The following is a 20842-nucleotide window of genomic DNA, read 5'->3' as shown; positions in this document are numbered from 1 at the left end:
TGTGGGCATTGATCTCAAATAGAACAGAACAGCGTAAATTAGGATGTCCGGCCTTATTACCTTGCCCGCCGAAGCTTTAGCGTAGGCGGCCCATCAGCATTTCAATAACAACATTAAGATTCAATAAGCAGCATTAAAATCTGTATAGTATGTACGAGACTTCGGAGAATATGGTAGATAAAGAAAAAGACATAGGTAATAAACGGCGGGTAAGTTCGCAGCCATTATTGCCACAACAGATACAGGTCCCTGCAACCGCCAGTAGAGAATATAACATGTACCCGTTTCATACATTGGGAGCTGATAAAATTTTTGATGGCTACCACTCATTGGCGAAATGGATGACAGGGCATCAACAGATCATAATCGATGGCTACGGGGGAATTTTCTGGAAGGAAGTAAAACAGTGTCTGCAAACAGCATTACAGGCAAACGGAATGAACGTGCATTGGATCGATGTAAGCACCTGTATGAAAAAAGAAGAAGTGATAGATGAGATGGTAGCGCCGTTCCTGGGCATAGAAGACTCGGTGTGGGGGACCAAATGTAACTTCAAGCTGAGTGATTTTTTCAATATGAACGAGCTGCTGTCGCTGCAATCCAAACCTGATGCCGATTGCACTATTGTATATGGTACCGGTGCCGCTCTGATTTCCTGGGATGCCCCGGTTGTGTACCTTGATCTGCCAAAGAATGAAATACAGTACCGCATGCGTGCAGGCAGTATTACTAATCTGGGCAACAAAAAGGTGACCCGTTCTTCAAACATGTACAAACGGCTTTATTTTGTGGATTGGGTAGTGCTTAATGAATATAAAAAGAACTTACTGCCAAACATTTCTGTGATAGCCGACGGGCAATGGAAAGAATCGTTGAACTGGATGCTGGCCGATTCCCTGCGGGAAGGGTTGTCGGCAATAAGTAAGAACGTATTTCGCGTGCGGCCCTGGTTTGAAGCCGGCGCCTGGGGTGGTCAATGGATGAAAGCGCATATAAAGGAGTTGGATAAAGAGGAAGTGAACTATGCCTGGTCCTTTGAACTGATCGTTCCTGAAAATGGGCTGGTCTTTGAAAGCAATGGCAATTTGCTGGAAGTATCTTTCGATTGTTTAATGTATCAGGAAAATAATAATATACTTGGCAAACATGCTGGTTTGTTCGGATATGAATTCCCGATACGCTTCGATTTTCTGGACACCTGGGAGGGAGGGAACCTCTCCATACAATGCCATCCTACATTACAATATATCCGGGAAAATTTTGGTGAGACTATCACTCAGGACGAAACCTATTATATTCTCGATTGTAAGGAAGACGCACAGGTGTTCCTGGGTTTCCAGGAAAACATTGACCCAGCAGCATTCCGGCAGGTGTTGGAAAACAGTAAGGCCAGTAAACAGGAAATAGCTATTAATGACTATGTGTTGTCACATGCTGCCCGGAAACACGAGCTGTTTTTAATTCCAAACGGAACGGTACACAGCGCCGGTGTAAACAACCTGGTTCTTGAAATAAGTGCCACGCCTTATATATTTACTTTTAAAATGTACGACTGGTTGCGGTTAGACCTTAACGGTGAACCAAGGGCCATCAATATAGAACACGCGTTCAATAACCTGAATTTTGAAAGAAGGGGAGAAAAGGTTAAAGAAGAATTGATCTCCAAACAAATGGTGGTTGAGCAGGGGAATGACTGGCAATTGGTACATTGCCCCACTCATCCGGCGCATTTTTATGATGTGCACCGGATCGAGTTTGTAACCCGTTATACAATACAAACCAATAATACCTGTCATATCCTGATGCTGGTAGAGGGCAGTTCTATTTCGGTTGAAACGGCTGGTGGGGATCTTATTGCGTTTAACTATGCTGAAACTTTTGTTATCCCAGCTGCGGCAACCCAATATACCCTCATCAATAATAGTACGGGCATTGCAAAAGTGGTAATAGCATTTTGTAAGGAAAATATCACTGAACTAAAATAATAGCAGGCATTATATGAAAAAAATGTTATTGTTTATCATTATGAGTAGTTACGTTTTTGGCGTAATGGCTCAACAGAAAGAACCGGTTGAGTATGCTGATCCGTTACTGGGGACTTCTGAATCGCGCTGGATGTTAAATCCGGGCGCCACCATGCCCTTTGGGATGGTGCAGTTAGCGCCCGATAACCAGGGCGGCGTTTGGAAATCCGGATACGAATATACCTTAAACAATATTGGTGGTTTTAGTCATATTCATTCCTGGACAATGGCCGGTTTATCGGTTATGCCTACGGTTGGGGCATTGAATACGCGCAGGGGGCCTACAGATGGTCCCACTACTGGCTGGACTACCGGTTACCGCTCAAGGATCTATAAAGAAACAGAAAAAGCCAGTCCGGGTTATTATGGCGTAAAGCTTATGAATGGTGATATTACTACCGAACTTACCAGTACTACCCGCGCCGGATTTTTCCGGTTTACCATTCCGGAAGAAGAAGACCTGCATATTCTACTCGACCTGGATATTCCTTTTGAGAATACTGCTGAGATCCTGGATGCAAAGATCACAAAAGTAAACGATAAAGAAATTGAAGGCTATTCAAAACAAAAATGGAGTTGGAATGAATACATTGTACATTTTGTAGTTCGCTTTAACAAACCCATTGAAAGCTTTGGTGGTTGGAAGGGCAATCAAAATATAAAAGATGTAAACGAGGTGGCAGGTAAAGGGCGTATGGGTGCTTTTGCCAATTTCAAAACGGCAAAAAATGAAGTGTTGTTGATGCAAACAGCCATTTCACTGGTAAGTATTGAGCAGGCCCGTCTAAACCTGGACACAGAAATGAATCCGTTTAACTGGAATTTTGATGCGGTAAAGGACAATGCTCATAAGGTATGGAACAACCTGTTAAGCAAGATACAGGTACAAGGTGGAACCGAAACGGATAAAAAGAAGTTCTACTCCAACTTATACCGCTCCTATGTGGCGCGCACCACCTGGAGTGATGTGAATGGCAAGTATGTGGATGTGAATGAAAAGGTACAGCAAACAAAACCAGATTCCCCCATTTATGGCAGCGATGCTTTGTGGAATACATTCTGGAACCTGAACCAATTGTGGGCGCTGGTGAATCCTGATCTGACAAACAACTGGGTGAATTCATTACTGGAAATTTATAATACAGGCGGCTGGTTACCAAAAGGGCCGGCAGGTATAGAGTATTCAGGTATTATGGAAGCCTCGCATGAAATTCCACTTATTGTAGGCGCTTATCAAAAGGGCATCCGAAATTTTGATGCAGAAAACGCTTTCAGGGCCATGTTGCATCAGCAAACAACTCCAGGTGTAGTAACGCCCGAAGGTGGTTTTGCCGGTAACAAATTTTTTGAGGCATACATGAAACTGGGGTATGTGCCTACTGAAGAAGGTCAGGTTTCCAATACGCTTGAATATGCATACGACGATTGGTGTGTATCGCAAATGGCCAAAGCCCTTGGGAAGAAAAATGAATACGAACAATTCATTAAGCGCGCAGGGAATTATAAAAATGTGTTTGATACTGCCACCAAATATATTCGCATGAAACACCGCGATGGTTCGTGGGTGAAAGAGTGGAACCCCTATTGTTGTACCTCATTCAGCGGTCCTGGTTATTTGGAAGGAAACGCCTGGCAATACAGTTTCTTTAATCCGCATGATGTGCAGGGGATCTTGAATCTGATGGGAAAAGAGGAATTCAATAACCGCCTCGAAGAAGGGTTTAAGAAATCGACCCGGTTTAATTTTAATGCCGAAGGTGATCTGTACGACCGGGTGCCCATTAATCATGGCAATCAGCCAAACATGCAGGCCGCCTGGTTATTCAACTACTCCGGTAAACCTTGGCTTACGCAAAACTATACACGCGAGATCATGGACCGCTATTATGGTTCAACCCCACTACATGGCTGGCTGGGTGATGAAGATGAAGGACAAATGGGCGCGTGGTATGTAATGGCGGCTATGGGGTTATTCGAAACAGAAGGAGGTACTTCCGTAAAACCATTTTATGAAATAGGCAGTCCGATCTTTGAAAAGGTAACCATTACATTGAACCCAGCCTACTATTCAGGTAAGACCTTTACCATAGAAGCGCACCATGTGTCGGAGAAGAACCGGTATATTCAATCGGCTTTATTGGATGGAAAGCCATTGAACAAACCCTGGTTCTATCATGCAGAATTGGTAGATGGCGGCTCACTGGTGCTCGAAATGGGCCCTGAACCCAATGTGAACTGGGGCAGTAAATCAGGCGATGCACCACCGTCTATGTCGATGCCGGTTACTTCCAAAAAGTCAAAAAAATAATTCAATTCAAGAAAAGCACCTGATATGCTAACTAATAATAAAGCGGTTTATCTTTTTCTGATAACAGGGGTGGTATCGCTGGGCGGATTTTTATTTGGATTTGATATGGCGGTGGTATCGGGTGTTCTGCCCTTATTGAAAACGCAGTTTTCGCTGTCTCCTGCAATGGAAGGCTGGTTTGTATCGGCTGCATTGGTAGGGTGTATTATTGGGGTAGCCATTTCCGGTGAGTTAAGTGATCGCCTGGGAAGAAAGAACCCATTGATGCTGGCCGCACTTTTATTCTTATTGTCGGCGCTTGGGTGTTCCCTGTTGCCTTCGCTGTCGGGTATTATTGTGGCACGTATGATGGGTGGTGTGGGTATTGGGCTGGCAAGCAATGTAGTGCCGTTGTATATTTCGGAAATAGCTCCCAGTCGTATTAGGGGTAGGTTGGTCACTTATTACCAATTTGCTTTAACCCTGGGCATTCTGGCGGCATATTTAACCAATTCGGCATTGTTGAATTATGGAATAGCACATGGCAATGAAGCCACGGATTGGCTGCATAGGTTGCTGGTAAGTGAAGTATGGCGGGGCATGTTTGCCGTTGGAGTGGTACCAGCCGTATTATTCTTTATCGGCTTGTGGATGGTGCCGGAAAGTCCGCGCTGGTTAATACAACAACAACGTATCCAGGAAGCCACTATTATACTTCAGCGTATTCATAGTGTCATAGATGCCCAGGCCAGTTTGCAACAAGGGCAACAGTTACAGCTGCAGGATAAAAGGATCACGTATCGTACCTTGCTGGAACCGCATTGGCGCAAAGCGTTGATCATTGGAATGCTGTTGCCGCTCTTCTCCCAGTTCAGTGGTATCAATGCCATCATTTATTATGGCCCCAGCATCCTGAACAAGGCCGGTGTTTCGCTTAGCAATTCCCTGTTAAGTCAGATCATCTTTGGAGGTGCTAATATGTTGTTTACTTTACTTGCTATCTGGAAAGTGGATAGCCTGGGCCGGCGGCCTTTGTACCTGGCGGGTACAGCAGGTGCCACCATCAGTTTGATTTTGACCGGTATTTGCTTTTTTACCGGTGTTACAACCGGGTGGTTGTTGTTGGTTTGTGTACTGGCATTCCTGGCCTCCTTTGCTTTTTCTATAGGACCATTGAAATTTGTAGTAGCATCAGAAATATTTCCAGGCATTATTCGGGGGCGTGCCATGGCCATAAGTATAATGGTCATGTGGGTTGCCGATACTATTGTGGGCCAGTTAACACCCATGCTGTTAAAAAGCGTTGGCGCTGCTTTTACGTTCTGGCTATTTGCGGGGTTCTGTTTGATCGCCTTTTTTACCGTATATAAATTGTTGCCTGAAACAAAAGGCAGATCGCTGGAGCAAATTGAAAAAGACTGGAAGGACCAACCGCAGGAAGACCTGTTTGTTACACACGTTGGTCATTAAACAATGTTTACAAAAGATGACAAACTCATCCATAGTTATAGGGGCAGATATCGGCGGATCGCATATCACCGCAGCGCAGGTTGATTTAACCAATAAACAATTGATCACTTCTTCCCTGGCGCGATCGTCAGTGAATTCATTGGACTCCGCATCGGAAATAATTCGTACCTGGGCGCTGTGCATTAAACAGGCCATGCAACATCGGCAATTCGGGAAAGTTTGTCTGGCAATGCCCGGTCCCTTTGATTATACAACCGGCATTTGCCTCATCAATGAGCAAAACAAATATCCATTGTTATATGGATTGAATGTAAAAGAATTACTGGCGTCAGCCTTGGGGATTTCGATCAATGATATTTATCTGAACAACGATGCTGCCTGTTTTTTACAGGGTGAAGTATTTAGTGGCAGTATAAGCGGTTACCAACCTGCCGTGAGTGTTACGCTGGGTACCGGGTTGGGAACGGCCATTTATGAAAACGGCGCAGCCAGAAGCGCTGACTGGTGGAATATTCCTTTTCGGGATGGAATAGCAGAAGACTATCTAAGCACCCGTTGGTTTGTAAAACAATATACGGCCATTACGGGCAACCAGGCCGATGGAGTTCGGCAACTGGCTGCACAGGCCATGTCGAACAGCCTGATAAAAGGGCTGTTTGCCGAGTTTGGCAAAAACCTCGCTTCCTTTTTGAACCGGTTTATAGATAGTACTAATGCCCGGGCCGTCGTTATTGGCGGAAATATCGCGCAATCGTACCCGCTGTTTAAAAATGCCTTGTTGGCTGAATTGGAAAGTCGTCATGCAGACGTTTACATCACTACATCGATCCTGGGTGAACTGTCAGCAGTTTTAGGTGCCGGAAGCTTTTGCCTGCAACCTGGTGTTCTCTAAAGATCCACTCAAAAAATACCTATTTTGAAAAAAGAATTGCTTGCCTTTATTGCCTTGTTAGTGGCCGTTAACTGTAAAGCACAGAATGCGGCCCATCTTACTCAATTTGTTGATCCCAATATTGGTACGGCACATTGCCGATGGTTTCATTATACGCCGGGTGCTGTTCCCTTTGGGATGGCAAAACCTGCACCCGCTACCAATGGGTCTTATGGAAATGCAAATGGCTGGGAAGCTACCGGTTACGATACCCGGCATCAATCTATAGAAGGGTTTCCAAATTTTCACGAATTTCAGGTAGGAGGTATTGTATTTGCACCCATCACCGGTAAACTGCAAACAACGCCGGGGAAACTGGACAACCCGGATGATGGTTACCGATCGCGTTTTGATAAAAAAGAGGAGATCGCAACAGCCGGATATTATGGGGTGCTATTGAAAGATTATAATATAAAAGCTGAATTGACTTCCACCAAAAGGGTAGCTTTTCATCGCTACACTTTCCCACAAAGCGCGGCCTCACACATATTATTCGACATTGGCAATAGACAAGGGGAGAGCGGGCCGGTAAAAGATGCCAAAGTGTATTTACTGCCCGATGGCCGCGTGGAAGGTTTTGTTACCACGTTACCGGTATATGTACAGAAATACCAGCCCGGTGCTGTGATAACTATGTATTTCTCTGCGGTGTTAGACAAAAAGCCGGAATCATTTGGGGTATTCAATGGTACCGATATAACAGCAGGTAAAAAAGAAATTACCGGTAATGGCGCCGGTTTGTATCTCACCTTTGCCACCAGGGAACAGGAAGCCATTACTATTAAAGCGGGGTTATCTTATACCTCTATCGAGAATGCACGGTTCAATCTGCAACAGGAGGCTGCCAGGTTATCGTTTGATGAAGCAAAGCAACAGGCGCATGATACCTGGGAGCAATACCTGGGCAGGATACAGATAGACACCAGCAATCACGATAATACGGTAAAATTTTATACAGGCTTGTATCATGCTTTATTAGGAAGAGGGTTAGCCAGCGATGTGAATGGTGCTTACCCAAAGAATAATGGCACGGTAGGACAGATCCCGCTGGACAAAAATGGTATTCCGGTCCATAATCATTATAACACCGATGCGGTATGGGGTGCTTATTGGAACTTAACTCAATTGTGGGCATTGGCCTATCCGGAATACTATTCCGACTTCATTAAAAGTCAGCTGTTGATCTATAAAGATGCTGGCTGGCTGGCAGATGGTATTGCCAATAGCCGTTTTGTATCGGGCGTAGGCACCAATATGGTAAGTATTGTATTTGCCGGCGCCTTCATGGCCGGGATAAAAGATTTCAATATACAGGAAGCCTATGCTGCTGCCAGAAAGAATGAACTGGAAGGATATGACCGGCCGCGCGGTGCCGGTAAACTGGATGTAGATAGTTTTATAAAATACGGATATGTAAACCATTTAGATAAAGGCAGCCAATTCGAGGAAACATGGATGTTCTCCGCCTCACATACGCTGGAATATGCATTCAGCGCTTATGCTATGGCGCAATGGGCAAAGCGGTTGGGCAAAGCTGCCGATCACAAAACTTTTTTACGGCTGTCGAAAGGGTGGGAGCTATTGTTTGATCCCACATTAAAGCTGGTGCGCCCAAAACTGGCCGATGGTTCGTTTGTCGATCATTTTGATCCAGCCCAGCCCTGGCGTGGATTTCAGGAAGGTAATGCGTTGCAATACACTTATTTTGTTCCGCAAGACCCCAGGGCACTGGTAGCGAAAATAGGCAGCAGTACGTTTAACACCCGCCTCGACAGCACCTTCACTATTTCAGAAAAAGCGCTTTTTGGCGGGGGCGCCAATATTGATGCCTTTGCCGGGATTGCTGGTTCGTACAATCACGGTAACCAGCCCGGTTTGCATATTTCCTGGCTGTTTAACTTTTCGGGCAAACCATCTCTAACGCAAAAATGGGTTCGCCTGATCTGTAATAAGTTTTATGGAACTGAACCCGTTCATGGGTATGGATTTGGACAGGATGAAGACCAGGGACAACTGGGCGCCTGGTACGTGATTGCGGCTATGGGTTTGTTTGACGTAAAAGGGCTTACTGATTCAAATCCACAAATGGGTATCGCCGGTCCGTTGTTTAATAAGATCACAGTTCACCTTAATCAAAAATATTATCCCGGTAAACAATTTGTGATTGAAACGACCAATAACAGCGATCTGCATCCGTATATCCAAACCATGCAACTGAATGGTAAGACCCTTCATCAGCCGTTTATTTCCTTTGCTGAGATAACAAAAGGTGGAAAGCTGTTGGTGAACATGGGGGAGAAGGCGGTGGATGGTTATTAATAACCAGTTGATAAAAAAAAGTCCGCTGGCATGAAATGGTCAGCGGACTTTCAAATATATATCCTTTCAATATATTATTTCTGTGCCAGCATGGCACGCTCTGCAATTTTTAATTTATACTGGATCAATTTATACCAATAGGCAAACCAAAGAATAATGCCCAGAACTATGATGATCAGTTTAAAAAATGGGATCGGTAAAAGACTTAAGCAAAAGCAAGTTGCATAGGAAATACCTAATTTATAAGTAGGTTTCGAACTTTCCATAAACGGATCATCGGCAAACACAGAATCACCAGCGGTAGTGGCCAATTCACTAAGTATTGAATTGGCAATTTTATTGATCACCACAAACGACCATATAAGACCTAAAACCGGAATAAGCTGAAACCAAACTTGTTTGGGGGGCATCAGGCGGTTTTCTGGACGAATAAACTCTAAGGTCCCTTGTTGGGTCAACACGAAAAGGACCATTAAAATAAAGAAAATGCCCAATAGCAGGAGTTGGATAAACGCTTCAGAGCCAAAATCAATCATAGTTACAGTTTAAAAAATGGACGGAATCGATACAGGTTAACTCCCAAAAGTAAAAAGCCTCTTTCATAATTGCAAACAACCGGGAAAAGTATAATTCTTGTCGTATTATGTATAAATACGCCAGCCGGGAGCTGACGAACTTTGTGTTGTAAATAAAAACAATCGTTATGACAACAGCACAAAACAAAATAGCTCTGGTAACCGGCGGTAGCCGTGGCTTAGGAAAAGAAACTGCCCTTAAGCTGGCGCAAAGAGGCAACAACGTTATTATCACCTATAATTCAAAGGCTGCCGAAGCAGCAGAAGTGGTAGCTGTAATTGAAAAATTGGGCCGGAAAGCAGCCGCGCTTCAATTGGATGTAAGTAAGGTACACAGCTTTGATACGTTTTCACAAGCGCTTTCCACTTTGCTGAAAGACAAATTTGCCACTGACCATTTTGATTTTCTGATCAATAATGCAGGCATGGGATTAGTAGTTCCTTCTTTTGTGGCTACCACTGAAGCTATGTTTGATGAGATGATGAATATCCATTTTAAAGGGGTGTTTTTTCTCATTCAGAAATTATTGCCTTTACTCCATGATGGGGGCAGCATTACAAATTTATCAACCGGCTTAACGCGGTTCACCTATCCCGGTAGTGGTACGTATGCCAGCATGAAATCGGCCATGGAAACACTGACCCAGTACTTGGCAAGAGAGTTGGGCGGACGTGGCATCCGAGTGAACATAGTAGCTCCCGGCCCCGTACCTACTGATTTCAGTGGCGGTCTAATCAGAAGCAATCCACACGTTCAGGACGCTATAAGATCAAATACCGCATTGCAACGATTGGCCACTCCTGATGATATTGCCGGGGTGATCGCATTCCTGTGTTCTGATGATGCCAAATGGGTAACTGCACAACGGATAGAGGCCTCTGGAGGTATACATCTTTAATAGCAGCTGGCAGGGAAAGGCAGTTTCGCCAAACTACCTTTCCCAAAATTTGTTTAATTTAACAAGGATCTCTTAATTGTGTGTTATGGAATACGTAGATATTCATTCAATTTCGGAATTGCATGCCTTTTATAGGTATGAAAAACCCACTCACCCATTGATCACCATCATTGATTGGGCAAAGGTAGACAGGAGCCAACGGAAGAAAGGCGATATTTTTTACCGGCTGAATATGTATTCTGTTTCCTGTAAAAAATTCAAAGGGGAATTTAAATATGGCCGTTCCACGTATGATTTTTCAGAGGGGTCATTGATATTTACCGCGCCCCATCAGGCATTACAACCCGATCCTTCCTTTGAGGTTCGGGAAGGCTGGGCCCTGTACATTCATCCTGATTTCCTGAATGCTTCAAAAAAAGGAGCAGCATTGACCGGTCTTTCCTTTTTTGGTTATGATACGAATGAGGCGCTGCATATTTCCGATGGGGAGAAGAATATCCTGGAAGAATGTTTGAATAACATTCAACGGGAAATAGTACAGAATATGGATTCCCATACTTATAACCTGATGCTGACCAACCTGGAACTCTTCTTTGGTTACTGCACCCGGTTTTATGAGCGTCAATTTCTAACCCGGGTTAAAGTGAGTAATGATACGTTGGAGAATTTTGAACGGCTGTTGAACGAATATTTTGCACAGGACACATTGATTGAGACCGGATTACCGGATGTGAAATATTTTTCGTCGCGATTGAATCTGTCGTCAAATTATTTATCTGACCTGCTTAGTAAATACACTGGTAAATCTACCCAGGAGCACATTCATTTAAAAATGATTGAAAAGGCCAAGTCTTTGTTGTGGAGCAGTGAAATGGCTATTTCGGAAATAGCATATCATCTTGGCTTCGAGCATCCTTCCCATTTTACAAAACTATTTAAATCAAAGACCGGTAAATCACCAAAGGAGTTCAGACATCCTAATTAATCGTAACTGCAAATAGTATAGGAAATATCATAATTTTGATATGCTCCATTCCATTTATTGCACAGATATCACCCGAAAATGCACACTTAACGGCGATATCTACCCATATATCAAAAAGTTATTCTACTGGTTAAGAATATTTTATTTTTGGTCCTACATCTCATGATCAAAACTAATTTAATGAAGAAAATTTTATCCTTGAGCCTGTTTTTAGCAGCAGGAGGAGTTGCTTTTACTCAAACTTTCAATAATGGATTGTATAAACCAGATCTAAATACTGTTCGCTGGGGCGGTCCATTAAATGAAAATACTACCATAGACCTGAGCAATAATTTTTTCTTTAATGTTGCCAATGGAGGAACGAATTATTTCAAAATATTACCTAATGGAAATGTTGGTATTGGCGCCTATGGAGCTGATCCTTCCACTCAATTTTCGCTTGGTAATAACCTGGCAAATTCAAAGCTAGCTTTATGGGATGGCTCTGATGGTCTGGGAGGGAGACTCCGATATGGATTTGGTGTTCAACCCTGGCAGTTCAGATTGCATTTACCGGATGCAACTGCCCGTTTTTCATTCCTTAGCGATGAAGCAGGCTCTAACGAATTAATGACAATTCAGGGAAACGGCAACGTTGGTATTGGAACAGCCAATCCTCAGGGCAAACTGGCGGTGAAAGGAGTGCTCTATGCACAAAAAGTAATTGTAACGATGACCGGTTGGGCAGATTATGTATTTGATCCCAAATATCAGTTACGGCCATTGAATGAACTGGAACAGTATATTCAGCAACAACAACATCTGCCCGAAATTCCAACAACTGCTGAAGTGCAAAATAATGGCATTGATGTTGGCGAAAATCAAACGTTGTTATTAAAGAAGGTAGAAGAACTTACTTTATATATCATCGACCTGAATAAACAAGTTAAAAGCCAGCAGGAGGAAATTAATTCGTTAAAAAGGAAGTTGAAGAAATAAGGCAATACAACCAGTCTGAGGACAAAAGAAACGTTGTGGATACAAACTAAAAGAGGTTGTTTTTTTAACGACCTCTTTTAGTTTATAATATATTCTAATTCGCATCCCACCACACCTTTATGTATATTAAAGCAATACCCGGGAAGTTGGCATTCCTTGTTACTTCCGAGTTGGGATATATTAAGCGTTCAGGCATTCTGCCTGCCCCTATGGTACTGGCCGCGGAAGTGGTGAAGAAATCAGGATAATTTGTGCGGCGCCATTCTGTAAAAGCTTCAAAACCCTGGTTGCCGGTCATAGCCAGCCATTTTTGTATAATGATGGCCCTGATCTGTGCCTGTGTTCCAGCTGGCCACTGTGCTGCTGGTGCTGAGGCTAAGTAGGTAGATAAGCCAGGCACATTATAAGAAGTAAAACTCGCCTCAATGCCTTTCGTGAACAAGGCCTGGGCGGACAGTGGTGAAATCAGCCAACCTCGTGCCACTGCCTCTGCCTGAAGAAAATAACTTTCAGCCGCCGACATAAATTTAACTGGTGCATTGGCGGATTTGTCGTTCTGTCCATTGGCGCCTACAACAGGTGAGGGCAATGAGTATGTGCTGGTATTGGTTCTGTAAGATCCCTGTTTGATTCCAATGATGGAATCAACACCGGATGAATTGATATACCGGTTAAAAAATACATCGGCTCGCGGATCATGATTTTGCGTCATGAATTTGGCCACTGTTTCACTGGCCACCATGTTTTGTGTGCGGCCCAGGCCAAGCATTTCAGAGAACAGGGGATTTTGATTCCCTCCAATTGTACTGTAATTGATCTGGGCATCAGTTTCCAGGAACAGCGTACCAGACAGGCTTAAAGGTGCCAGGATCTGTACTGATATTTGTGGTGCAACTGCCGATAACCGTAAGCCCGTCCGTAATTTAAAAGTATTGGCAAAACGCAGCCATTGTTCCATATCACCCTGAAAGATGAGGTCATCGCTTGAAGGAGTTACTTCCGCGTTAACATCAATTAATGCAATGGCACGGTCGGTATACGCAAAAATGCTATCGTAAACCTGTTGTTGTGAAGTATACGACGGATTGGTAACATTGGGTATTGCGGCCTGGGTTAAAGGGATATCGCCAAATGCATCGGTGGCTAACTGCATGTCATAAGCTTTCATTAATAAGGCTATGGCGGTATACTGGTTTAAGCTTTCCTTTCCTTGTGTAAGGTTTAATATTTCCTGTATATCCTGTAACGCATCGGAATACATCATGCGCCAAACCCGGTCAAAATCAGTAGTGGTACTGGCGTATTGATCTATGCTTCTGTATTGTGAAGACTTGGGGTTTTGAGTCCAGTATTGCGCCCAAAAGCTGCCGTATATTTGAAGGGGATTGCCCAATACATGCCCTATTGCTGCCTGTACAGCGGGTAACAACAGATCTGGTGATGCAGTAGTTGATAAATTCGGGTTGTCATTCGTATCTAAATATTTCTTGCAGCCGGCAATACCGATGGCGGTAAGCAGCAACAGTGTAATGCAGCTTTTCTTTATATAATGAGTTGTCATAGTTAATCTTTTTAACAGTTAGAAACTGGCGCTTATGTTAAATCCAAAATTCCGCTGGGATGGCTGGGCTGTGAAATCGAAACCCTGCAAATTGGTAGCACCGGCAGAATTAATTTCCGGATCAACATATTTGTTGACAGAAGGCACCCACAGGAACAGGTTGTTCCCGAACAAGCCAAACGTTACATCGCCAAATGGGCCGTTTTTAAGCGCGCTTTTTTTCATTTTATAACTCAGGCTTACTTCCCGTAATTTAGTATAGGAGGCATCGAGCACATTGCGCCCATAAGGCAGATTGCTGAAGTAATCCTGTGGTAACATTTTAACCGTTGTGTTTTCTACCAGTTTATTGGTGGCATCGTAATAAACTGAGTTGGGGAAGATGTAAGGTTCACGCCCATGTTCTGTTGTTTCCCAGGCCGTACCATTAAAGTCAATTATATCCTTGGTACGAGAAACAAATTGCCCACCGCTTTTTCTATCAAAAAGAATATTGAAGCTCCATTGGTTGTACCGTAGATTGGCACCCACGGAGGCTACGTATTTGGGGTTATAGGAACCAAAATAAATAGCGCCGGTTGTCTCAAGCGGAATACCTGTTTTAGGATCAACGATCACTCTTCCCTGATCATCGTGCTGAATGTCCACACCATAAAAAGTTCCATATGGTTTTCCTTCAGCCGCTACTGCCGCCATATCTGCCAATCCGCCCAGTGAAACCTGGGTCACCCCTTCCTGTTGCAGGTCAACAACCTTATTGCTGTTATGGGTGTAGGTTCCATACAATTCAAGCGAAAAGCCTGAGGAAGTACGAATAGGGGTTCCGCGCAAACTTAATTCTATACCTTTGTTTTCCACAATACCACCATTGATCACTTTACTGGTAAAGCCTGATGATTCAGCAATAGGAATGGTGAGTATCTGGTCCTTTGATCTGTTTTTGTATACAGAAAAGTCAACGTATAAGCGGTTGTTCCATAAATTCATCTCCGCGCCAATTTCATAGGCGGTGGTGATCTCTGGTTTCAAATTGGGATTACCGATACGTCCGTAGCGTGTAAGGCCCGGTACGCCGTTAAAAGGAAAGGTAGTGCTACCAAAGCTGCCTTCAATTTCAGCGCGTGCATAATAGTTGTTTAACAGGAATGGATTGGCATCGTTACCTACCTGGGCCACACTCGCCCGTAACTTTCCATAATTTAAGATCTCTCCCAATTTCCCGTCTTTCAACAGTTCAGAGAAAACAAAGGAGGCGCTGGCGCTTGGGTAGAAAAAGGAGTTGTTGCCTTTGGGCAGGGTAGAGCTCCAGTCATTACGCGCGGTGAGATCGAGGAAGACCAGGTCTTTCCATCCAACTGTTAATTGTGCGTATAAACCCATTAAACGACGACGGCTGTACTCATTATAGTTATATAGGGGACCGTTGCTGTTATCGAGGTTATACCAGCCCGGAACAATAAGGCCAAATGATTCATTGGTGCTTGCATCCAGCAGGGAGGCGGTCCTCTGCCGCAGGTTGTGCCCGATCATCAGGCTTGTTGTAAAATCAGTACCGAAATCTTTTTTGGCAGTGACCATCAGGTCGTGTACCAATTCACTTACATTGAAAGTATTTTCCCGGTATTGTCCAACTTCCGAGTGCACATTTTGCCGTCCATAATTACCTGTTGTTTCATCTGCGGGATAGTAGGTGAATTTGGGATATTTAAATCTTCTGCGGTCTGAATATACATCGGCACCTATTCGTTCCACAATGTTCAGCCATTTTATCGGCTTCCAGGTAATGGTAAAATTACCGACCACCCGGTCCACATCATTTTCATTATGGTAGTTCTCCAGTAAATAATAAGGACTTACGGTATAAGCGGCATAAAAACCATAAACGGGTTCGCCACGGTCGTTCAAAAATCCATACCCATAGTAAGGATTGTTCAGGTCTCCCATTTTATCGAGGGGAATATTGCGCGGAGTTTGCAATACGTTGTCATACACGGAACCCGGGCCTTGTCCGCCCTGTACCAGGTTACTATTGATACGGCTGTAATTGACGCTTATACTGGCTGAAATATTATTACTCAGGTTGGCAGTACCATTGAACCGGGTGTTGTACCGGTTGTATTTATCCTTATTACCAGGCATTATACCATCATTATTCAACGTGTTAAGAGATAGATAAAACGTTGTTTTTTCACCTGAACCGGCAAATGACACCGTGTTCGCGATTCCTTTGCCCAGCTCAAAGAATTTTTTTTCATTGTCTTCTGCTGCTGAATAAGCCATTTTCTGTCTTACCCCATTGATCTCCTGTCCCCATTCTATTGTTTCACCAGTAAATGGCGGCCCCCAGCTCCAGTTCTCAATAGGATCATTAAAGTATTCATTATTGCCATTGGCGTCAAAACCAATTTGATATCCCTGTCCAAACCCATTTTGAAATTTGGGCATTTTTAAGACATCAGAAAATGTAACGGTTGAACTAACGTTCACCTCATTTTTCTGGCCCTTTTTTCCTGACTTCGTTGTAATAACAACGGCGCCATTGGAGGCGCGGGATCCATACAGGGCTGCTGCTGTTGGCCCTTTTAGTACGGTTATTGACTCAATATCTTCTGGATTGATATCGTTACCCCTGTTACCGAAGTTCACGGTGCTTCTGGGGTCAACCACTCCACTGTTTTGAGTGCTTCGTAAATCACTTCCACCCAGGAAGTCAGAGTTATCAATAGGCACACCATCCACAACAATGAGTGCCTGATTGTTACCACTTATTGATGAGCCGCCTCTTAATACAATACGCGTAGAGCTGTTGGGTGCTCCGCCAATACTGGTAATATTCACTCCGGCCACTTTACCCTGCAAGGCGCTTAACGGACTGCTACTTCGACCATTAAGCAGTTCATCGCTTTTCACTACAGGCGCAGAATAACCCAGCGAGCGTTTATCCCGCCGGATGGCGTTAGCGGTAACTATTGTTTCCATCAGTGTGCCGGCTTCTACCTGTAAGGAAATGTCAATAACCGTGCGGTTTTTTATTGGCACTTCCATAGTCTGGTAAGCCACAAAGCTGAATACAAGGGTGGCATTACCATCTATATTGTTGAAACGATAAAGGCCTTCTGCATCTGTCGACGTGCCGGTGTTGGTACCTTTGATAGTTACAGAAACGCCCTGCAACGGTTGCTGGTCGTTTGCACCAGTAACTTTGCCGCTTACTGAAATGAATCGTTTTCCGGGTAATTCGTTAGGATTAGCTGTTGCTTTAAATGAAATGTTGAGTAGAACGAGAAGGATGATACATAGAAAGGACGATGAGTTGCTTTGGTTGGTATCACTACTTTTCATACACGGTTAGTTTTATGGTGTATAAAAAATCTAATAAGCCATTAGGAAATTTGTGGCCTTACAGATTTTAACAAAATAATCGCAGAAAATTCCATGCCCCAAATATTGCTAATTATGATTCATGGGTATGAATTACCAGGTGGTGGTATGAAAAAAAGAATAGCTAAGAAGCTAATTATTGGGAATGATACAATAATAAAAAAGCGCCCCATTTTAAATGAGACGCTTCCCTTTGAATATCGTGCAAAATTGTTTTAGAAATTTTGTATCGAACCTATTTTGAAAATTGAGCTATAATCGGTTTCGTCCAAAAATGGCCCCACGTAATAAGGCAATGATCAAAGTAAAAAAAGCAGAGCCAACTACTGCCCAGACGACAGGAAATGTTTTTCCACCCACTTTGATAGCAAAGATCTCGGGCAGGCCAAATTTGCCGGCTATCCATAACCCAATATAAGCACCGATAAAGCCAACGATGATGGAAACAAAACATCCCCCCAAATCGTACCCGGCCAAAGATTGACCTACGCCACCGCAGATGGCGGCAATTACTAAAAGTATAAGCAACTCAGTGAGTGTCATAGTGAAACGGTTTTTATAAATATAAGCCATTGCAATTTGAATGCCGCAATAAATGTTTTAATTTTGCACCCATTCAAAACAAGGTCAACCTTGGGTTATGTAATCGTCTTCACATATAATCCTTTCTGATTGAATGCGCTATCTGGAGCGCGTTCCACTTTTCTATTATTCATTAATATAAAAACGCGGGATCTGATAACAGATCTGATGCTGGATCTATATTTATTTTATGCAATCTGAGAAATACGGTCGCACGTATCATTATCCGTTTTCACCTGGTACTACCAGCGATGACCGGATCAATTTTGAATACTGGAGCGACCTTCAACAAATACATTCGGTAGTGCATACCGAAAAGCTCGACGGCGAAAACAACTGTTTGAGCAAATGGGGGGTGTTTGCGCGTTCGCATGCAGCCCCAACCACATCACCCTGGACGGCCACCTTGCGTGAGTTTTGGCAATTGATAAAAAATGACCTGGGTGATCTGGAAATATTTTTAGAGAATTTATATGCTGTTCATTCCATCCGGTATCAACAGTTAGATCATCATTTTTATGTTTTTGCAGTACGGGAAGCTGGTCAATGGTTAAGTTGGGAAGAAGTACAATTTTACGCAGCCATGCTTGAGTTGCCAACCGTACCTGTAATTGAAATAGAAAGCACACCTGATAACCGGTTGTTGTTTGAAGAAAAGATGTTGAAAATAACTACTACAACCGGTGCTTTTGGACCGGTTGATACAGCTACCGGGCAACGCTGCACCCTGGAGGGCATTGTGAGTAGAAATGCGGCTGCTTTTCACCGTACTGCATTTGCAAACAACGTATTTAAATGGGTGCGCAAAGGGCATGTAAAAACAAATGAACACTGGACCCGGAACTGGAAACGGGCATCATTGAAACAAGAAGGAGGTAATTATGTGGACGATAACAACCGATAAAGATTGGGATTGGTTACGCCGTCATTATGAGTGGGTGCGTGATATGGAGGAAGTGCCGCAAGACCCCGTCCATCATGCCGAAGGCAATGTGGCCATCCATACGCGCATGGTACTTACGGCATTGCAGCAGTTGGGAGGGTATAAACAACTGCCGGCGCAGGACCAGGAGATGCTATGGGCTGCTGCCCTGTTGCATGATGTGGAGAAGCGCTCCACCACCGTGCATGAAACTGATGGCAGCATCTCATCGAAAGGACATTCAAAAAAAGGCACCCAAACGGCGCGGCAGATCTTATACACGCAAATACCCACACCATTCCTTATGCGGGAACAAATGGTGCAGCTGGTGCGCTATCACGGCATGCCCATTTGGGCCATTGAAAGAAGGGACCTGGCCAGGGTGATCATCGAAACCAGTGTAATGGTTGATACATCAATGCTTGCCCTGCTGGCAAGGGCAGATGCATTGGGACGGGTATGCAACGATCAGACCGACCTGTTATACCGCATTGATCTTTTTGAAGCACTTTGTCAGGAATATGATTGCTGGGGGCAACCCAAAGCATTTCAAACGCCGCATGCACGGTTCCATTATTTTAATAAAACGGACAGTGACCCGGGTTTTGTTCCATTCGATAATTTTAGCGCTACGGTAGTGATGTTAAGCGGATTGCCAGGTGCTGGGAAAGACAGGTATGTACAACAGCATTATAAGGACTGGCCCGTGATCAACCTGGATGACATCCGTCGGAAAAACAAGATTGCACCCACCGATAAAAGCGGCAATGGTACCGTGGTGCAGCTGGCTAAAGAGCAGGCCCGGGAGTATTTACGCAAAAAGCAACATTTTGTTTGGAATGCTACCAACATCACCAGACAAATGCGTGCACAACTGGTGGAGCTGTTTGTTGCCTACAAAGCATATGTTAAATTAGTGTACGTTGAAGTACCCTATGCAACGCTGCATAGACAGAACAAAGACCGCGAAGCGATGGTGCCAGGAAAGGCAGTTGATAAATTAGTATCAAAACTGGAAGTGCCGGCGCCCTGGGAGGCACATGAGGTGATCTATTATATTAAAGAGTGATAATAGACCAACGGTTATCTTAAAAGGGATTTATGGGTTTAAAATGAGCGCGGTAAGAAGTAAGAAGTAAGAAGTAAGAAGTAAGAAGTAAGAAGTAAGAAGTAAGAAGTAAGAAATAAGAAGTAAGAAATAAGAAGTAAGAGGTGAGAGGTAAGAGATAGGAGGTACGAGGCGCTAATTTCCTACTTCTTACTTCCTATTTCATAAAGTTTGAAAAGCAAAGGAGACTCTTACATTTAAGACTCCTTTCTTATGGGATAAATTCACTTCCATTCGGCCGCCGCACTCTTTCAACTATAAAAATGTATTTAATGTATTGGAAGGGTAACCACAGATCGTCATAACCAGGGCCGGGATTGTAGCTGTGCAGACAAAGTTTGTTAGTTTCTGTATTTGCTTCAGTAGGGCATTTCAACAGGCAAAATTGTTCACCCCGGTAATCGATAATAAATACAAGGGGTTGTTGTAAAGGAACATCCGCCATGTTTTTTACAGGTAATAATCTACCTAAGACCATACTGCCGCCGGGGATCGATCTCTCTGTATGGTCATTCATACTGTCGCCCTGGTTGGGAAACCAATAGTACCGCTCACCGGCAATTTTATCCGGAGCATCCAGATAGTACCTGGGTTTGCCCAATGTTTTTTTCAGTTCCTGTTCATCCTCGTTGTTAAGAGGTTCCATACAGCACCGATTTACAGTTTAAAGATAACTGTTATATTTTGATATGAAAAGATAATACATCATTACAATAAGATATTCCATTTTTTACCGTTGCAGCCTGCTCTAATTTGCTTTACGCGATTGCATTGCTATGTTCACCTCTGATAGCTCTGTCGCTCCCCTGTACGAAATCAA

At 43.7% G+C, this 20842-nt stretch carries 15 protein-coding genes; 10 read left to right on the top strand and 5 right to left on the bottom strand.

Annotated features, from left to right (window positions below; all coding sequences use genetic code 11):
* Positions 1–149: 149 nt before the first annotated feature.
* From J7I42_RS31805 to J7I42_RS31785, 5 genes are read left to right on the top strand one after another with little or no spacing between them, the layout of a single operon-like run.
* Positions 150–1985 (top strand): class I mannose-6-phosphate isomerase, encoded by a 1836-nt coding sequence (locus J7I42_RS31805; protein ID WP_209143957.1) that lies wholly within the window; start codon positions 150–152, stop codon positions 1983–1985.
* A gap of 13 nt (positions 1986–1998) precedes the next feature.
* On the top strand, positions 1999–4332 hold the full coding sequence (locus J7I42_RS31800) for a GH92 family glycosyl hydrolase (protein ID WP_209143955.1): 2334 nt from the start codon (positions 1999–2001) through the stop codon (positions 4330–4332).
* 24 nt (positions 4333–4356) lie between these two features.
* Entirely contained in the window at positions 4357–5781 is a 1425-nt protein-coding gene (locus J7I42_RS31795) for a sugar porter family MFS transporter (protein WP_209143953.1), read from the top strand.
* Between the two features lie 16 nt (positions 5782–5797).
* Positions 5798–6673 (top strand): ROK family protein, encoded by an 876-nt coding sequence (locus J7I42_RS31790; protein WP_209143951.1) that lies wholly within the window; start codon positions 5798–5800, stop codon positions 6671–6673.
* Between the two features lie 24 nt (positions 6674–6697).
* On the top strand, positions 6698–9031 hold the full coding sequence (locus J7I42_RS31785; protein WP_209143949.1) for a GH92 family glycosyl hydrolase: 2334 nt from the start codon (positions 6698–6700) through the stop codon (positions 9029–9031).
* 74 nt (positions 9032–9105) lie between these two features.
* On the opposite strand, the gene J7I42_RS31780 is transcribed toward J7I42_RS31785, so the two are convergent.
* Positions 9106–9567: a hypothetical protein gene (locus J7I42_RS31780; protein WP_209143947.1), complete on the bottom strand. Its 462-nt coding sequence runs from the start codon at positions 9565–9567 to the stop codon at positions 9106–9108.
* Positions 9568–9734: 167 nt separating this feature from the next.
* Here J7I42_RS31780 and J7I42_RS31775 point away from each other — a divergent pair, with 167 nt between their 5' ends.
* The 3 genes from J7I42_RS31775 to J7I42_RS31765 all read left to right on the top strand — a co-directional run bounded on the left by J7I42_RS31775 (position 9735) and on the right by J7I42_RS31765 (position 12468).
* Positions 9735–10505, top strand: a complete 771-nt coding sequence (locus J7I42_RS31775) for an SDR family NAD(P)-dependent oxidoreductase (RefSeq protein WP_209143944.1) — start codon at positions 9735–9737, stop codon at positions 10503–10505.
* An 85-nt stretch (positions 10506–10590) separates the two neighbouring features.
* On the top strand, positions 10591–11490 hold the full coding sequence (locus tag J7I42_RS31770; protein WP_209143942.1) for a helix-turn-helix domain-containing protein: 900 nt from the start codon (positions 10591–10593) through the stop codon (positions 11488–11490).
* A 180-nt stretch (positions 11491–11670) separates the two neighbouring features.
* Positions 11671–12468 carry a hypothetical protein gene (locus tag J7I42_RS31765; RefSeq protein ID WP_209143940.1) on the top strand — a complete coding sequence of 266 codons (798 nt, stop codon included), beginning with the start codon at positions 11671–11673 and terminating at the stop codon, positions 12466–12468.
* Between the two features lie 94 nt (positions 12469–12562).
* On the opposite strand, the gene J7I42_RS31760 is transcribed toward J7I42_RS31765, so the two are convergent.
* The 3 genes from J7I42_RS31760 to J7I42_RS31750 all read right to left on the bottom strand — a co-directional run bounded on the left by J7I42_RS31760 (position 12563) and on the right by J7I42_RS31750 (position 17983).
* Positions 12563–14029, bottom strand: a complete 1467-nt coding sequence (locus J7I42_RS31760) for a SusD/RagB family nutrient-binding outer membrane lipoprotein (protein ID WP_209143938.1) — start codon at positions 14027–14029, stop codon at positions 12563–12565.
* Between the two features lie 18 nt (positions 14030–14047).
* Positions 14048–17371 (bottom strand): SusC/RagA family TonB-linked outer membrane protein, encoded by a 3324-nt coding sequence (locus J7I42_RS31755; RefSeq protein WP_209143936.1) that lies wholly within the window; start codon positions 17369–17371, stop codon positions 14048–14050.
* A gap of 291 nt (positions 17372–17662) precedes the next feature.
* Positions 17663–17983 (bottom strand): hypothetical protein, encoded by a 321-nt coding sequence (locus tag J7I42_RS31750; protein ID WP_209143934.1) that lies wholly within the window; start codon positions 17981–17983, stop codon positions 17663–17665.
* 199 nt (positions 17984–18182) lie between these two features.
* Between J7I42_RS31750 and J7I42_RS31745 the strand changes: the two genes are divergently transcribed.
* Positions 18183–18896: an RNA ligase family protein gene (locus J7I42_RS31745; RefSeq protein WP_209143932.1), complete on the top strand. Its 714-nt coding sequence runs from the start codon at positions 18183–18185 to the stop codon at positions 18894–18896.
* The gene (locus J7I42_RS31740; RefSeq protein WP_209143930.1) at positions 18874–19983 is read left to right on the top strand and encodes an AAA family ATPase; all 1110 of its coding nucleotides are present in this window, start codon (positions 18874–18876) and stop codon (positions 19981–19983) included. Before J7I42_RS31745 ends, J7I42_RS31740 begins: the two co-directional genes overlap by 23 nt.
* Before the next feature lie 250 nt (positions 19984–20233).
* Here the strand turns inward: J7I42_RS31740 and J7I42_RS31735 are convergent, their stop codons facing one another.
* Positions 20234–20668 (bottom strand): hypothetical protein, encoded by a 435-nt coding sequence (locus tag J7I42_RS31735; protein ID WP_209143928.1) that lies wholly within the window; start codon positions 20666–20668, stop codon positions 20234–20236.
* Positions 20669–20842 lie beyond the last annotated feature (174 nt).

It is taken from the genome of Niastella soli, assembly GCF_017742245.1.
Taxonomy (GTDB): Bacteria; Bacteroidota; Bacteroidia; order Chitinophagales; family Chitinophagaceae; genus Niastella; species Niastella soli.
The sequence above is the reverse complement of the archived record's forward strand: the minus strand, read 5'-3'. Positions and strand labels throughout refer to the sequence as shown.